A 15,446-nucleotide genomic window follows, 5' to 3' on the forward strand; every position below is an offset into this window, starting at 1 on the left:
CATGGACCGCGCCCGGCTGGCCGAGTACCTGCGTACCCGTCGTGAAGCCCTGCAACCGGAGGACGTCGGCCTGCCCCGCGGGCGGCGGAGGCGCACGCACGGCCTCCGCCGCGAGGAGGTCGCGGTGCTCTCTGACATGTCGATCGACTACTACAGCCGCCTCGAGCAGCCGCGCGGTCCCTATCCCTCCGAGCAGATCCTCGGCGCGCTCGCCCGCGGGTTGCGCCTGTCCATGGAGGAGCGTGACCATCTCTTCCGGCTGGCCGGGTACGCCACTCCGCGCCGCTCCACCGACGACCACGTCAACCCTGGGATGATGCGCATCTTCGACGGTCTGCGAGATGCCGCGGCGCAGGTGGTGAGCCCGCTCGGCGAGACGTTGCTGCAGACCCCGCTGTCCGTCGCCCTGATCGGCGACGAGAGCGTCCACGAAGGTCTCACGCGCAGCCTGCACTATCGCTGGTTCACCGACCCGGCGACGCGGTTGCTCCGGCCCGCGGAGGGGCCGCTCATCGTCGCGGACCTGCACGAGTCGTACATCCGCGACGGCAAGGATTCCCGGGCGGGTGCGCTGGTCGGCGCGCTGCTCGAGGAGAGCCCGGAGTTCGCCGCGCTCTGGCGCGAGCATCCGGTGGCGAACCGCTACTGTGGTCCGGTCCAACTCGTGCACCCGGAGGTCGGGCCGATCGACCTGCACTGCCAGCGGCTGATCGACCCGGACCAGTCGCAGCAACTGGTCGTCTACACCGCGCAGCCCGGCAGCGAGAGCCACGAGAAACTGGAGCTCCTGAAAGTGATCGGCGGCCAGCACCTCGAGGCGCCGGCCGCCGATCTCGGCGACGGCCGGTCACGCTGAGCAACACTGGTTGAATCTCTCCCAACCCCTGCCCGGCGCCAAATCAAGCCGTCACCCGAGATGCTCTTCGAACAGTCTGGGGCCAAGTCAAGCCGTCCACGTGGGGGCCGGCGAAGGCCGTCAGAATCAGTGATGGATTTCACCCGGAGGCCGCGCACGACTCGCGGCATGAGAGCGTGGCTCGGAACCGACATGCATCCGGCGGTCGCAAGTACGCTTGGCGGGTGCGCCGGGCAAAGGCGGATGGGAAAGTCCGTTACTAGCTTTTTTGCTAACGACCGCAAGGTATGAGCCGGTTCGAGTCCGGTAGCCCGGCGCGCCTGGTCAGCGGCTACTTCTTTTATTGGATCTACGACCCGTGCACGGCCGATCATGGTCGGGCGGACATTGCCGGACGGCGGGCCTCCGGCTCGGGGAACATGCCGCCCGCGGCCTCGCACGGCTGAGCAGCCCATAGCTGTGCGCTGTTCTGCGCAACCACTCAGCGGGGCTCTACGGCGAGCGCGAATGCGAGATCAGCGAAGGTCGGAGGGGTGGTGCCGGCGTGGTTGCACGCGTACGACCGCTCACCGTTCGGTAGCCGCGTCACGATCATGCCTGCGTTCCCCGACCAGCGATCGATCCGGTCCCAACCGGTGCCAGTGACCTTGTAGACGTTGCTGACCTGCAGCAGATGCTGCGGCGAGTCGTAGTGCACCGTGAAGGGGACTGCGGCGTCTGACGGCCAGAGCACGGTCTCGGCGCCCTGACCATTGATCGTGCCTCGGGGAACGCGGAGGGCGACACCATGTTCGTGCCGGGTGTCCGGTGCGATCACGCGTATCGTCGTCACGCCATGTTCCGGCACGTCGAGCCACGTGTCGCCTGTGATGACCTCGAACTCACCCCAGCGGACTGACTCCGGCGGGTCGAACGGCACGCCCAGACGACGAGCGCGCTTGCCGTGGTCAAGCATCGCCGTGGCGATCGACAGCTCCGTTCCCGCATAATCCATCGCTGCCCAGCGATCAACGTTCGACGCCCGGGTAAAGGTACCGGCAACCGAACCCCACACGTCACGCCAGACCACCGGGGTGGCGGCGGTGCAGTGCAGGATCGCCTGGTGCACATCGAGGATATCGACATCATCGACCGTCTCAACAGAGTGGTCGGCACCTTCACTGAACCGAACGCTCAACGAGCCGTTCGGCCGCATCACGACCTGAATGAACCGCCGTGCGACGTCTCCGGCAGCGATAGTCGCGGTGTGGCTGTCCGACTCAGGCAGTGCGTCCAGCGCGGCGTAGAGGAGGTCCGGCATGGGCAGGGCGTCCTCGTCGAAATCCGTCGCCAGCCTGTATCGAACAGCCATCTAACCTCCAGCTTGTCACGTCCTCTCATCACATTATGGGATTGACCGGCGACCGTCCGGCTAGACACCGGTTGACGAGGTCTAGCCCGTGTTTGGTAAGTCGTTGTGGGTTGTTAGCTGTTCGTCGGTGTGGCGGTGATCGAAAAACGGCGAGGTCTCCGGTAGTTGGTGGTTCGACCAAGAAGCACCAAGCCCGGAGACCTCGTGGATACCATAGCGGTGGCGAGGCGGCACGACCTTACCGACGCGCAGTGGGCGGCGCTGGCCGCGGTGTTGCCTGCGGCGTCGGTGCTGGGTCGGCCGCTGAAGTGGAGCAGGCGGCAGCTGATTGACGGGATCCGGTGGCGGATCCGGGTGGGTTCGCCGTGGCGTGACGTGCCGGCGGAGTATGCGCCGTGGCAGACGTTGTACTGGTTGTTCCGCCGGTGGCAGCGTGACGGGACCTGGCAGCGGGTGCTGACCGCGTTGCAGGCGCACGCTGATGCGGCTGGGCGGATCCGGTGGGACGTCAGTGTGGACTCCACCAGTGTCCGGGCGCATCAGCACGCTGCCGGTGCTCGCCGTGATGGTGGCTCACAGAAGGAGCCGCCGGGTGGGGTGGACGTCGAACCGGACGATCACGCCCTCGGCAGGTCGCGGGGTGGCCGCACGACGAAGGTGCATCTGGCGTGTGAGCAGGGGCGCAAGGCGTTGTCGTTGCTGCTGACTGCTGGGCAGCGTGGTGACAGTCCGCAGTTCGTGCCGGTGTTGGAAGGTATCCGGGTGCCGAGGCTTGGTGCCGGCCGGCCGAGGACCTGTCCGGATCGGGTCCTGGCCGACAAGGCGTACGCAGGTAAGGGCAACCGGGATTATCTGCATCGGCGTGGTATCCGGGCGACGATCCCGATCAAGGCCGACCATGCGGCGAACCGGCGCAAGCGCGGGTCGAAGGGTGGCCGCCCGCATGCCTTCGACCCCGAGGTCTACAAGCAGCGCCACGCGGTGGAGTGCGGCATCAACCAGCTCAAACACAGCCGCGCCATGGCCACCAGGTACGACAAGCTCGCCGTGCGCTACCAGGCCACCGTCACCATCACCGCCATCAACAAATGGCTCTGACCCGACTTACCAAACACGGGCTAAGAGCTCGCGACGTTCAGAGGTCCTTACCGGCATCCGCTCATCGGCAGAACAGGAAGCCCTTGGCCTCGCCGTTCTGGTCACCCGCTGTGACGTGCACGGGCCGGCCGACGCGCACCAACGGCGGCAGATGCGTGCGTTCCCGCGCTAGACCGTCGCAGATCCCTCAGGATCGACCCGAGTCGGCGTCGCGGTTGGAGGGTCCATAGCGTCTGCGGTGAGCAGGCCGCGCGCTGCCAAGAATGTTCGGAGTTCGGCGTTCTGCCGCTCGGTCAGCACGGCTCGAGGCAGGTCGAAGATCCCGAAGTGTTCCACCCCGAAGATATATGCTTCCGGAACGACCCATACGCGTTGCACCAGTGGCCAGTGATAGGTCACGGCGGACAGTTCAGTGGTAGCGTGCACCGCTTCGTCGTCAATCACGTAGTGGCGCGCGGCGAGCCAGAACGTTGGTACGGCCATCAGCGCCACATACTTGCGCCAGGCCCGCCACAGCGCGAAACCGACGGCGACGGTGAACAACACGCTGACCCAGACAGCGGTGACGCCATCGACGTCGTCTCCGAACGTGACGACCACGTATCCGAGCAGCGCAAGTCCGACCGCGACAGCCACCCGCGGAACAGCAGCACGCCTGGCACCCGGCACCAGATGCCTACGGAAGTACTCCTGCGGCCGGGCGAAGGTGAACTCGATGAGCACGCAGCGATGCTACGGCGTCCGACCATCTCGAAGATCACCGCACACGCTCATCGGTCGTGCTCCAAGGTCAGGTTCCGGAGGCCATGTAGGCCGCGAGGATGTAGTTGGGATGGCGGTCGAGGTTGTTGCGAGCTCGGTCATAGCGCATCGTCGTACGCGGGTCTGCGTGGCGGGCGGCGATCTGCACGTCGCGCAGGCTGACGCCGGCGTCGAGCATGGTCGTGACGAACGTGTGGCGGAGCATGTGCGGGTGCATCCGTGGCATCCGGACGCCGGCGGCCGCGGCCAGGTGCCGGAGCCGGCGGGATGCGGCGTGGCGATCCATGCGTCCGCCGAGCGTGTTGCGCAGGATCGGCCCGTCGGAGTGGTTGCCGACGGCGCGTTCGATTGCCCGGGCCACAGCTGGCGGCAGTGGGACGAGGACGACCTTGCCGCCCTTTCCGCGTACCCGTAGGACGCGGTGGCCGTGCTCTTCGCCGAGGTCGGTGATGTTGGAGCCGCAGGCTTCGAAGATCCGTAGCCCGAGCAGGCCGAGAAGCGCGATGAGAGCGAAGTCGTTCGGATTCGCCGACAGCCGGGCGGTGGTGATCAGGGCCTCGAACTGCAGATGCCCGAGCCCGAGCGTTGGTGACTCAGCGGGGACGGCCGGCCGGCGGACGTAGTCGGCGGGTGAGTGCGGCAGGATGCCGTCGATGACGCAGGTCCTGTAGAAGCCGGTCACGATCGACAGGCGGCGTGAGACGGTAGACGGCTGGTAGCACCGCACGTCCTGCAGCCAGCGCACATACCGTTCGATGTCGATTCGGACCGTGGCGAGCGGGTCGAGCTCATGGTCGGCGCACCAGCGTAGGAAGACCCGCAGGTCGGACTCGCTGTGCTGTCGGGTCAGGCCGCGGTAGCGACCGAGGTAGGCCGCTACCGCGGCCCGCAAGACAAGCTCACCCGAAGGCTCGAGATGAGCGCTGGGGACAGGAAACGCAGCCATGTACTACGGTGCGTCACCGGCCTTGATGAACGCCAGCGCTCCCGCCGCGGCATGAGCGCGCACGTGATCAAGCACGTCGGGTTCTTCGCAAGGCCCGGCGCGGTGTGGCAAGCAGGGCGATGTCGTTCGCCGTGGGCCGCGCGGCTGGCTGCCTGCCACGACGGCTGTCAGAACGGGGGTGCGTCGAGCGCGTCTGGTCCGTTCCCGTTCTGATTGGACGGCGCGGGCTCTGGTACAGGCCGGTTCCAGTGGGCGAGTAGCCGTCTCGCACGGCCCGGTGGTCGCCGTCGGCATCGTTGTCCAGCACTGCCCGAAGCCGGATCGCCAATTCGGTGCGGAAGCCGAGCAGGGACGGGTCGTCGGTGAGGCGGCCGGCGGCGACGACAGCCGCAGCACGAACTGCCGGGTCGCCGTCATCCACGAACGAGGCGACGACCCGGAAGATCGTCGGTCGAGCGGCCCCCAGCGCAACGACGGCGGGCGCATCCCGCAGATCGTCGCCGTACTTCAGGGCCAGCACCGCTACCTCGTTGCCGACGTCGTCGGCCATGTCACCGAGCCAGTCCAGCAACACGACCCGCAGCGGCCGAGGACCCACGACGCCACGGTGGTCGATGGTGACCGGCGCCACTGTGCGGGGATCGGGCAGGATCGTCGCGAGGTACACGGCGGCGGGAGCGGTCGCCGGGTAGATGGAGTTCCCGTGGTTGATCCGGTCGAGGTAGCGCAGCGCCTCCGTGCGCGCCGATGCGTCGTCGTCCAGCAGTCGCACAAGGACGGCCGGAAGCTCGGTCGCCAGCCCGGTGGCGTGCTCCAGCGCCGGCCAGTCCGTGTCACTGAGCACGGTGGCCGCGTCCGGCATCGTGCCCGCTTCATCGGACTCGGAGGACGAAGCAGCCAGCACAGCAGGACACTACGCGACGACTCCGGTCGTCCCTGTCAGGGCGGCGACGAACTCCCTGCCCTGTGCCGTGACTCAGCAAGCAGCGCCCCCAGTAGGTCGTCGACCGGACCGCACCCCTGCTGTCGCGGTAGACCGTCAAGCTCGGCCCCTCCGGCAACAAGACCGATGACATCAGGATGCACCAATATCGACAGGCAGGATGGGTGCGCCACCGTCGTTAGCTACGCCAGGTAACAGACGTGTGATGGCCTCCGCCCGTGACGCGGCAGATGTGCTCACCCGATCAAGGCCAAGCTGGCCGTCGGTGCCGGGCCTGACTGGCAGATGTAGGTGTCAAGCCGAACGTGACCCCGGCCGGTGGCTTCAGCCGGGGTGGTTCGGCGACGGTGGTGCGCACGATCCGTAGCAAACCCGGATGCCGGGTGCTGTCGGGTTCGGGCAGTATCGCGCTGTGCCTGAGGTGCTATGGGACGAGGTTCAGCAGTGGTTCGACCCGGTCGAGAACGGCAGCGCACCTGACGTGATCGTGGCCGACACGACGGTAGCCGACTGGGGTCGACTGCTCGGATTGGTCCAGTCGCGTGAATGGGCGTGCAGGTATGAGGTGGGTGGCCGGGTACTTCCGGTGCCAGACCGCGCAGCGCAGCTGTTTGCTCGTGGCGTCGACGGAGAACTGCCGCTGTTGAGGGTGTGGCCGGACCGCGACCTGGAGTGGATCGTACGGCCGTGGGCAGCGGAGGAGATTCTCAGCGATGCGAGTCTCTACGAGATTCAGGGCCAGGATCGGCTGGACGTGTTCTGCCAATTCCTGCGGACGTTGGGCAGTGCGCTCGGGAAGAGCGTTCTCGTGTACAGCGAGGGCGACAACACATATCCGCCGATGATGGTCTATAACGTGACGGACGACCATGAACCCTTTTCATCCTGCTTCTCGCGGTTCGGGGGACGGCCCGGCACCATCGCTGTAGACGATCCGCTACTCAAATCCGCCGATCATGTTCGACCACATCGACTGGTCGCTGGCCACCGCGACGGGATCCCATGCGCGGAACTGCTCGCGAACGATGTGGCACAGTGCTCGGTATGTCCCGTGGAAGTCGATGTCCCGTACGGCGTCACCGGACTCTCCAGCCGCACGCCACGCCGTCACATCGGCCGCGTCGGCGATCTCTTGCTCCCTGATAAGGATGGCTGCCAGTCGGCACCAACGCCATGCGAACTGTACGAAGGCACCCGTGCTGGAGTTGACGAGCTCGTCGGGTATGCCGTTCGGATGCTGGTGAGCGAGCGCCGGGGGCAGGTCCCGAACGGGTGGAACAGCGAAGACGGCCCCGGTGGACTCGCAGGAGACCAGGAGCACGTCCAAGCACTCTGCGATGACATACCCCGTGACGTTCCCTGCGGAGTACCCGGGGTCTGCGCTTCCCTGGAATGCGGCACCGACTCGCAGCAAGGAATCGGGTTGCACGATCCTGGGCATGCCATAGGTACGCAGGATCCGTTTGTCCTCTTCAGGGATCCGCCACAGGGCCAGTGAGGCGGGCGGCTTCACGCTGAGGGTTCCCGAGTCGGTCAACTCGTCAAGCTTCGCGTCCAGGACCCGCGCCACCGCCTGTCGCGGCGTGTCGGCCGTCCAAGTCTCGTCCCACCTGAGGAAGCCCTCCATGCCAACAGTCTCCATCGTGGTGATGCTCGTAAGCGCGCCGACCGAGCCGTGCTGAGGCGGTCTGATGCCTGACCAGGATCTTCCTGTCCTACGCTGCCACCATTCCGCCTTCCACCCGTACGCAGAATTGCCTGGCCGACCGCATCCGCCAACGCCGGGTCACGTGAGCCGTTCTCACGACAGGTAGCGATTCGTCTCGATGCGGCACAGGACAGTGATGGCCTGCACGATGGCGGTGGACCGACGTGGGCAACAGCGCAGTTTGGTCAGGATCTTCCAGCTTTTGAGGGTCGCGACGGCGCGTTCGCCGATGCCGCGAGCGCGGGCGTGGCAACGATTGACGCTGCGCTGCCGACGGTAGAGCCGAGGACGGTGGCGCTGGCGTTTGAACGGGGTGCGAATCGTACCGCCGGCACCTTGGTATGCCTTGTCAGCCAGGGTCATGACGCAGTGGCCAGTGAGCCTCTCGATGAGATTGTGGGTGCGTGCGGCGGTCAGGTCGTGGATAGCACCGGGCAGGGCTGGTGAGGCCCAGACAAGCCGGCCGGCGGGGTCGGCGAGCAGTTGCACGTTGACTCCATGGCGCTTGTGCTTGCCGGAGTAGTACGGGCGCTGGTTGGCGACGCGATCAATCGGGATGAGGGTGCCGTCGAGAATGCCGTAGGCCAGCCGGGCCGCGCGGCGGGCGGCGGCAGCGACATCGTCGCCCAGCCCAGCGAGCAGATCGATGCCTTCTCGAACGTAGCGCCAGGCGGTGCTGGTGCCGATGGCGAAACCAGCAGCAAGCCGGGCGTAGGTGTCGCCATTACGCAGGTGTGCCAGAACCAAGAGCGCTTGTTTGCCTGGCTCCAGGCGCCGCCATCGGCTTCGACACTGGTGGCGTTCCCGCCGGATCAGGTCCGCGAGGTAGTTCAGCGTGCGAGTGGATACCGCAATCGTGGCAGGATAAGACAGCAACGAGGCTCCCGGTTGACGTTGGTCTTGGTCGACAGCTGTCTTACCGGAGCCTCGTCTTACGTCGATCCGCGTCCGACACACGATCGATGAGCTGCGGCGTCAGGATGAATAGGCTCCATGTCGTGTTCCTCTCCGGGCTGTGGTCGTAGCACGACGACGGCCGTCTGCGCCGCAAGCATTCGGTGGCCAGTCGTGTGGCGCGCGAGAGAAGCCGGCCGTCTCCTTCGCGACGTGCTCCACTCGACACGACGTCGTTGGGCGTTCGGCCTCCGTTGCGAGGTGTTACGAGCGACTCGCGGCAGATCCGGATGCCGGGAGCGAATCAAGCCTGTGGACTCCGGTTGTGTGGAACGTAGTGCCCGACACTGCCCCGGATCTCGGCAACGAATTCGATCAGCAGCGGCGATAGTTGGGCGGTGCCTACGTATTGGACGGCCTCTCGGATCGCGAATCAACTGCACCACACCGCCCTGGCGCCGTTTGGCTTCGTCCGGGCCGGCCGGATTTGTGAGCGACTGGACGGTGGCCTGCGCCGCACGCTGAGCGTGCACACCCGCACCAGCGGATCGCGGCCCCAGGTTCAGCTGAACGTCGGCGTTGCGGTCGCTGATTTGCCCACTCCGGTGACCAGCCATCGCTGTGACAGTCTGAACGGCACCGCCGAAACGGCAGTCGGCCGCGAATGGTACCCACTGCCTGCGAGCGATCAGCCACTTCCGTCGGACCTGCTCGCCGACGTGTCTGGTCCACTGCTGGAGTTCTTGCTGGCTGCGAAGGACCTTGACGGTTTCGTCCTGTGGGCCCAGGACATCTACCTCGGCCACGAGCACCCAGGATGGTGGGGCCGGTTCCGGCCGGTACTGCCACAGGGCACCGGACCGTTGGAGGCGGCGGCGTTCGCTGCAGCCGCCAAGGGCGACACGAAGCTCGTGGAGTTCCTCACCGCGCGTGTCGAGAACGAGCAAGTCGGTGAACATCACTTCGACGATTTCCTGGCCGAGCTCCGGCAACTCCATCCGGGCGTCCAGCAGCGTCATCCGATAGTCCGACCAGTCACGTAACGCGTTTCTGCCGCCACTTCCACAGGTAGGGGCACGACCCGCGCCGACCTTGATCAGGTGCGCGCTCATCGGCTGGACAGGAAGCGTCGGCCACGGCGAGCCGTTGACGGTCCGTGACCACCACGGTCGACCCCGCCGCGACGCGCACCAACGGCGGCAGATCCGTGCACCATCAACTGGTGGGCCCGCGTGTTCTGACATCATCACAAAAGTGATTGACCTGGTCCTCGTCAACGGTTTGCCGGGCTCGGGAAAGACGACCTTGGCGACCGGGCTGGCGCCGGTGCTCGACGCGTCGCTGATCTCCAAGGATGCAATCAAGGAGGCTGTCGCGGAGATCGTGTCCGCCGCTCCCGGCCAGGCTTTAGGGATCGCGGCCAGCGAGATGATGTGGACGCTGGCGGCGGCCATGCCCGGCAGCGTGATGCTGGAATCATGGTGGTTCAAGCCGCGGGATCTCCGTTTCGTCGAGGCTGGACTGCGCCGGTGCAGTCCAGCGAACGTGGTAGAGGTCTGGTGCGACGTGCCAGCTCACGTCGCAAAGGGGCGGTTCGCGGCCCGGCAACGACACCGGATCCACGATGACCGGCGTCAACTCGCCGATGCGTGGCCCCGGTGGGAGACGGAGGCGGAACCTCTCGGTATCGCCCCCGTGGTGCGTGTCGACACACGCGGTGCAGTTGATCTGGTCGACGTCGCAGGTCGGATCGCGAAAGCCAAGACGTAGGAATGCGTGGCAGGCGCGACAGCTCAACGCTCATCAGCGGCTACTGTGCGCGCACGTGATCAAGGAGATCGACGGCGTCGCGGAGCGCGCTTGTGCCTAGTGACGATCACGGGAACAATCTGTTGGTGCGTCGCTGGATCGTCGGTTCTGCCGTCGTCGCAGTCGTCGTTGTGGCGACAGCGGGGGTCGTGCTGTGGCGCCGTGTGTTCGACCCGCGGCAGTACCCGCACAGTGATCACGTCACGCTCAGCAGCGCACTGAACTGGGCGCAACTGACGCTCCCGGAGTGCGGTGAGCGCGGGACGCGGTACTGGCACTTCGGCAACCTCTTCGGCGAGGTCGACCTGCTGCTGCGGATGACCGCGCCGCGCGGGTGCGTCGAACAGTTCCTGGCAGCGAACGCGGCCGAACCCATCGACCTCGAGGACAGGCATCCCACGTTCGTCACCAGCACGCCAGATGCGTGGGGCTGGCCGGACGAGCGGCCCCTCAACCACTACTCCATCCCCGCCAAGCGACCCCCCCGACCGATCACGGAACTCGCCGCCGACCTGGACGCCACACCGCTCGCCGACCTGTTCATCCACGTGTCCAGCCACTGACGCCCTTCGCCCAGTCGACACGTTCGCCGAGGTGACCAGTCCTGCACGCAGCCAGATCCGCTGGGAGATGAAGAAGGAACGGCTACCGGCAGCCGTCATGCACGAAGCGCTGCACCGTCCAGTCGTGGGCGGCCGCCGGCACCGAGCCGACGGCGAGAACCCACTCGTCGCCGAGCGTGCCGATAACGAGGTCGCCGTTCTCGAACCGCAGCACGAGGCCAGCAGCGACCGCGTCGCCGTCGTGGCCGACGATCACGGCGCCGTCGGTGAGCCGAGCGCCGATGAACCCGGACAGCACGTCCGGACGCCGTGCCGGGCCGACCCTGGTCTCTCCGTACTCGTCCATGTCGTAGGAACGGTACGGATAATCCTTCGCGAGCAGAAGTTGGTCGCCGCGGCCGTGCAGACCGACCGGCATCGCGCAATCGAAGAACAGCCAAGCGTGGAGCAGGCTCTCAGCGTCCGGTCCACGCCGTCCCTCGTACCAGTGCCGGGCCTCCGTCACGGCGTCGAGCCGTCGGCCCACCATGCTTTTCAGCCACGACGTGACCATCTCGGGATCGCTGAAGCCTATGTACGGCACCCGGTGCTCGACCCGCAGCGCCTGCCACACGGCGCGGGCAGTGGCCTCGTAGACGTCGCCCACGCTGGTGTCGACCTCGGTGATGACCACGGCGGTCACGACTGCCCTCGCCGCCGCGGGCAGTCCACGCAGAGCCCACCGAGCGCCCAGCTCAGCTTCCCGCCGGTGTTCGTCGACCGCGACGGCGGTCACCTCTACCTCGGACCGGCTCGACGCTGCGACCTCGACGGTGACCTGAGCGAATCGCGAGAAGCGATTCGTCTGCCGCAGCAGGCGGAAGGTCGTCATGGTTCTGATGATTCCAGGCAGGTTCCGGCCTCGGCATGTCGAGGCCGGACAAACCGGCAGGACCGGCGAACGGTGAAACACAAAAGTTGGTCGCACGGACCTGCCCACACCCCCCGACTGCCACCTGACCAACCCGGCAACATCCGCTCATCGGCTTCCGCGCGCCGCAACCAGCCCGGACAGTTGCGCCCCGTAGCGATCGGATCGCGGCATGAGCGCGCACCTGATCACGTCGGTCTGACGGCCGGGCGCCGAGCTCGCTCGGCGGCGTGTCCGGACGTTATGATCGGCTCGATAGCTGGCTGAACCCCGTGGTGCGGCGGTAGACCGAGCTCAGACCTGCGTTCTTCAGCAGCGCCTCAAGGACTCCGCGACGAGGTTCATTCCACCCGGGCCCAGGATGAGGTCCGTGCCAGCGGCTCGCAGCGTTGCCGCATCCGCCCGCGCCGTGACCAGACCGATGCTGCGCATGCCCAGCTCCCGCGCTATCCGTACGTCCAATGGTGTGACGCCGACGAACACGCACGTGTTGACGTCAACCTTGACGAGCCCCGCAGCCAGTTCGGCCGACCATGTGGAAGGCTTGAACGCCGTGGGTGAGTAGTTGCACCGGCCGACGGCGGTCACCAGCGAGGCCAAGTCGTGCCGCCGCAGATAGCCGTCGATCGCCATCTGCGATGCGTCACTGGCGATCGCCACGGGTTTGCCCGCTGCGTGCGCTGCTCGGATCACCTCGTGCCCGCCGGGCGTCGGCACCGCTTTCGGTACCGCCTCCCATTCCATGTTCGTCATGAGATCCTCGGCAGCCAGGTGCAGGCGCGCATCGTCGCGGGTCAGCGCGTACCGCAGCAGCGGCATCGGGTCGTCAACGTCCCGCAGCCACCCCTCCACGGCATGACCGCGCTCCTCGATCGCCTGACGGAGACGGCCAGCGACCGCCGCATGCCGTATCACAGCCCACAAATCACATACCGGCCCGTTGAACGACATCAACAGCCCACCCGCCCGAGCCACAACCGCATCAAGCGCGGCCCCACCCACCCGCGCCTCCACCATGGCCGACATGCTATCCATCGGCGCTCACACGGCGGCATGAGCGAGCACGTCGCCAGTGCGGCACTGGATTGGTGGGGATACGGGTCGATCAAGCTGCCGGATCGGCCCCGCCGCGCGGGGAGCCGGGAGTAACGCCCACTCGCCGGCGCACAATTCCGGATTGCGGATGCCTGCAACGAAACGACCGGAATGAGTACGGCTCAGACAAGGTCGCGCCAGAACTCGACGCTCGCTTGTGGCTCCCACGAGCCTTCGCCTGGGCCGAGGCGACCGAACTCCCGGTCGATGTAGTCGGCGAGATTCAACCCGTAGTAGATGATGTCGGTCTGCCACATCGAAAGCACTGGGTGACCGAAGGTCCTCGACTCACCAGGGAGATACCGGTGCCCATACACCGGCACCATCTTCGGGACCTGCGCCAGCATCGCCGTCGCCGTCGCCACGGCGGATGCGGTGCCGCTTGGGCGTGACCCCCAGCCGTCGTACCAGAAACCGTTGTTCTCGACGTCGAACAGCACTCCCTCGCGGGGCCAGTCCAGCAAACTGCGAAGCTCGTCGCGCTTCCCGCTGCGCCAGTCGGGCCACGGCTCCGGATGCGTATAGATGACGCCCGGCTCGCGTGGCTGGGGCCGGGTGTTCACCGGAAGTCCTGCGGACAGGAAGCCGCGGTGGTCCGCGGCGAACCGGAACCCGAATTCTCGCTCGATCTCGTCAAGTTCCGAGTCCGTTAGTCCAGGAGCGACCACACAGACGGACCTGAGCCGTAACCGCCGCATCGCTTCCTGACCGAGACGACGGCCATCACCCTGTTGATCAGTCTCTTCCGCCACGACCCGAGAGACTACCTCGCCGACGTGCCACGGAGCTGCGTCTTCGTCATCGCACCAACGCACTCACATCGGCACGACAGGAAGCGTCGGCCACGGCGAGCCGTTGACGGTCCGTGACCAGCCACGGTCGACCCCGCCGCGACCGCGCACCAACGGCGGCATGAGCGTGCGCCGGAGCACGCCTCGCCGAGTGTTGTCGGCCACGCCTGGGCAGCGCGCCCGAGCCGTAGTCTTACGCGGTACCAGTACGGAAATTTTGGTCGATGAGAGCGGCGGTCAGGTTCGGGCGCGCACCAGAGATCGGGACCACATCGGGTTCGTTACGCGGGTAACTGCCACATTTTGACCCTGGAGAGGGTTCGGCCTGTGTCGACAGACGGCCACAACTGTATACGCCAGGCGTCGCCGGGAGTGGTCGAACCGGGCCATCGGCGGTTGACGAAGATCCTGTTCGGTCTGCTGGCCGATCTTGGCGAGTGCAAGAAATTGGCGATCTTCCATATCTGGAGTCCACAGCGGCCTCGGCGACGCCCTCCGGGGCCGTTATCGTTAGGACCCGAATTCCGGAGCCCGCGACATGCGCCCGGCCGCATTCCTCCCGGCCCCGTCCGGCATATTTCGCGGCCGGTCGCGGCGGCCGGCAGGACCACCATTCACAGCACGGCGGCCCGCGCTACGGCGTGTAGACGGTCGCCTCGCGAGAGGTCTGCCGGATGCCGTTCGGGCCGTCGAACACCCGCCGTCCCCACCAGGTCATCGACTTGGCGTCGAAACGGTTCACGATGTCGAGGTTGCTCACGTCCCCGCTGTTGCCGCTCCAGGACCACGCGAGATAGCCGATGCCGTGCGCCTGCGCCTCGGCCATGACCGCGTCCTCGTCGACGTCGCCGTCGTGGTGGGTGTACGCGAACTCGGTCACCGCGATGGGGAGCTTCGCCTTCAGGTACCGCCCGGCATAGTCGTGGATGTTCGTGGCCCGGCCGAAGGCGCCGTAGATGTGGATGGAGAAGACGGTGTTGTGCTGCGGGTCGGCGGCGAAGACCTCGGCGGCGTGGTCGCGCATGGTGAACGACAGGTCCTGGCCCCAGTCGGGCGCGTCGACCAGCAGCGTCTGCTGGATGCCCGCCTGGCGCAGGCGGCGGATCGAGTCCGTGGTGTCGCCGGGCCAGGTGCGGACGTTGTCCAGGACGTACGGTTCGTTCGCGACGTCGACGACGGCGTAGCGCTCCTGGTCGATGAGCGCCTTGCGAATGCCGATCCAGTAGTCCACCGCCCGCGCCTGCGGAATGGCCTCCGGCCGGTAGCCCCAGCCCGTGGTGTCGTTGACCACCAGGACGCAGATGAGGCGGTTCTGCCGGCACAGGGCGATCACGTGCGCGACGTCGGCCGCGTCGTTGCGCTTCGCAACCACGCCGGTGGACAGCTCGACCCGGACGGTGTTGGCGCCCATCGCCTTGACGTCGCTGAACACCTGAGCCGTCTTCTCCGGGAACACGGCGTGGTTCTCGCCCACGCCGCGCATGACGAAGACGTGGTTGTTGGCGTCGTAGAGGAGCCCGTCGCGCACGTGGAACCCGGGCCGGACCGCCGCATCGCTCGGCCGGGAGGAACCACCGGGCCCCGGCTCCCGGTGCGAGTGGTGCAGCCGCCCCGCGAGCACGAGCGTGGCCACGACGGCGAGCGACGCCCCCGCGACGGCGGTGCGCTTCCTCATGAACCACCTCGGACGGGATGTCCCGGCAACTGCCTGGCAACGTCG

General features: G+C 66.8%; 15 protein-coding genes. 5 read left to right on the forward strand and 10 right to left on the reverse strand.

Features of this window, described 5'->3' with window-relative positions:
- The first annotated feature begins 1 nt into the window (after position 1).
- On the forward strand, positions 2–856 hold the full coding sequence (locus tag ABD332_RS43285) for a helix-turn-helix transcriptional regulator (protein WP_344509910.1): 855 nt from the start codon (positions 2–4) through the stop codon (positions 854–856).
- Between the two features lie 481 nt (positions 857–1,337).
- On the opposite strand, the gene ABD332_RS43290 is transcribed toward ABD332_RS43285, so the two are convergent.
- Positions 1,338–2,207, reverse strand: coding sequence for a hypothetical protein (locus ABD332_RS43290; protein ID WP_344509912.1), 870 nt, complete (start codon positions 2,205–2,207; stop codon positions 1,338–1,340).
- Between the two features lie 204 nt (positions 2,208–2,411).
- On the opposite strand from ABD332_RS43290, the gene ABD332_RS43295 reads away from it, so the two are divergent.
- On the forward strand, positions 2,412–3,305 hold the full coding sequence (locus ABD332_RS43295; protein WP_344509914.1) for an IS5 family transposase: 894 nt from the start codon (positions 2,412–2,414) through the stop codon (positions 3,303–3,305).
- Positions 3,306–3,473: 168 nt separating this feature from the next.
- On the opposite strand, the gene ABD332_RS43300 is transcribed toward ABD332_RS43295, so the two are convergent.
- From ABD332_RS43300 to ABD332_RS43320, 5 genes are all read right to left on the reverse strand, one after another.
- A complete protein-coding gene (locus tag ABD332_RS43300; RefSeq protein WP_344509916.1) occupies positions 3,474–4,028 on the reverse strand; it encodes a YcxB family protein in 555 nt (184 codons plus the stop codon).
- Between the two features lie 67 nt (positions 4,029–4,095).
- Positions 4,096–4,959, reverse strand: coding sequence for a tyrosine-type recombinase/integrase (locus ABD332_RS43305; RefSeq protein ID WP_344509918.1), 864 nt, complete (start codon positions 4,957–4,959; stop codon positions 4,096–4,098).
- Between the two features lie 121 nt (positions 4,960–5,080).
- Entirely contained in the window at positions 5,081–5,917 is an 837-nt protein-coding gene (locus ABD332_RS43310; RefSeq protein ID WP_344509920.1) for a hypothetical protein, read from the reverse strand.
- 976 nt (positions 5,918–6,893) lie between these two features.
- A complete protein-coding gene (locus ABD332_RS43315) occupies positions 6,894–7,583 on the reverse strand; it encodes an SUKH-4 family immunity protein (protein ID WP_344509922.1) in 690 nt (229 codons plus the stop codon).
- A gap of 174 nt (positions 7,584–7,757) precedes the next feature.
- Positions 7,758–8,540: a transposase family protein gene (locus ABD332_RS43320; RefSeq protein WP_344509923.1), complete on the reverse strand. Its 783-nt coding sequence runs from the start codon at positions 8,538–8,540 to the stop codon at positions 7,758–7,760.
- A 416-nt stretch (positions 8,541–8,956) separates the two neighbouring features.
- Here ABD332_RS43320 and ABD332_RS43325 point away from each other — a divergent pair, with 416 nt between their 5' ends.
- From ABD332_RS43325 to ABD332_RS43335, 3 genes are all read left to right on the forward strand, one after another.
- On the forward strand, positions 8,957–9,601 hold the full coding sequence (locus ABD332_RS43325) for a hypothetical protein (RefSeq protein ID WP_344509925.1): 645 nt from the start codon (positions 8,957–8,959) through the stop codon (positions 9,599–9,601).
- Positions 9,602–9,812: 211 nt separating this feature from the next.
- A complete protein-coding gene (locus ABD332_RS43330) occupies positions 9,813–10,328 on the forward strand; it encodes a P-loop nucleotide/nucleoside kinase family protein (protein ID WP_344509927.1) in 516 nt (171 codons plus the stop codon).
- Positions 10,329–10,453: 125 nt separating this feature from the next.
- The gene (locus tag ABD332_RS43335) at positions 10,454–10,930 is read left to right on the forward strand and encodes a hypothetical protein (protein WP_344509929.1); all 477 of its coding nucleotides are present in this window, start codon (positions 10,454–10,456) and stop codon (positions 10,928–10,930) included.
- Between the two features lie 82 nt (positions 10,931–11,012).
- Here the strand turns inward: ABD332_RS43335 and ABD332_RS43340 are convergent, their stop codons facing one another.
- The 4 genes from ABD332_RS43340 to ABD332_RS43355 all read right to left on the reverse strand — a co-directional run bounded on the left by ABD332_RS43340 (position 11,013) and on the right by ABD332_RS43355 (position 15,401).
- On the reverse strand, positions 11,013–11,801 hold the full coding sequence (locus ABD332_RS43340; protein WP_344509931.1) for a hypothetical protein: 789 nt from the start codon (positions 11,799–11,801) through the stop codon (positions 11,013–11,015).
- 348 nt (positions 11,802–12,149) lie between these two features.
- The gene (locus tag ABD332_RS43345; protein ID WP_344509933.1) at positions 12,150–12,857 is read right to left on the reverse strand and encodes an HAD family hydrolase; all 708 of its coding nucleotides are present in this window, start codon (positions 12,855–12,857) and stop codon (positions 12,150–12,152) included.
- 200 nt (positions 12,858–13,057) lie between these two features.
- Positions 13,058–13,633, reverse strand: coding sequence for a hypothetical protein (locus tag ABD332_RS43350; RefSeq protein ID WP_425552385.1), 576 nt, complete (start codon positions 13,631–13,633; stop codon positions 13,058–13,060).
- Between the two features lie 727 nt (positions 13,634–14,360).
- Entirely contained in the window at positions 14,361–15,401 is a 1,041-nt protein-coding gene (locus ABD332_RS43355; protein WP_344509937.1) for a cellulase family glycosylhydrolase, read from the reverse strand.
- Between the last annotated feature and the right edge of the window lie 45 nt (positions 15,402–15,446).

Source organism: Dactylosporangium maewongense, from assembly GCF_039531485.1.
GTDB lineage: Bacteria > Actinomycetota > Actinomycetes > Mycobacteriales > Micromonosporaceae > Dactylosporangium > Dactylosporangium maewongense.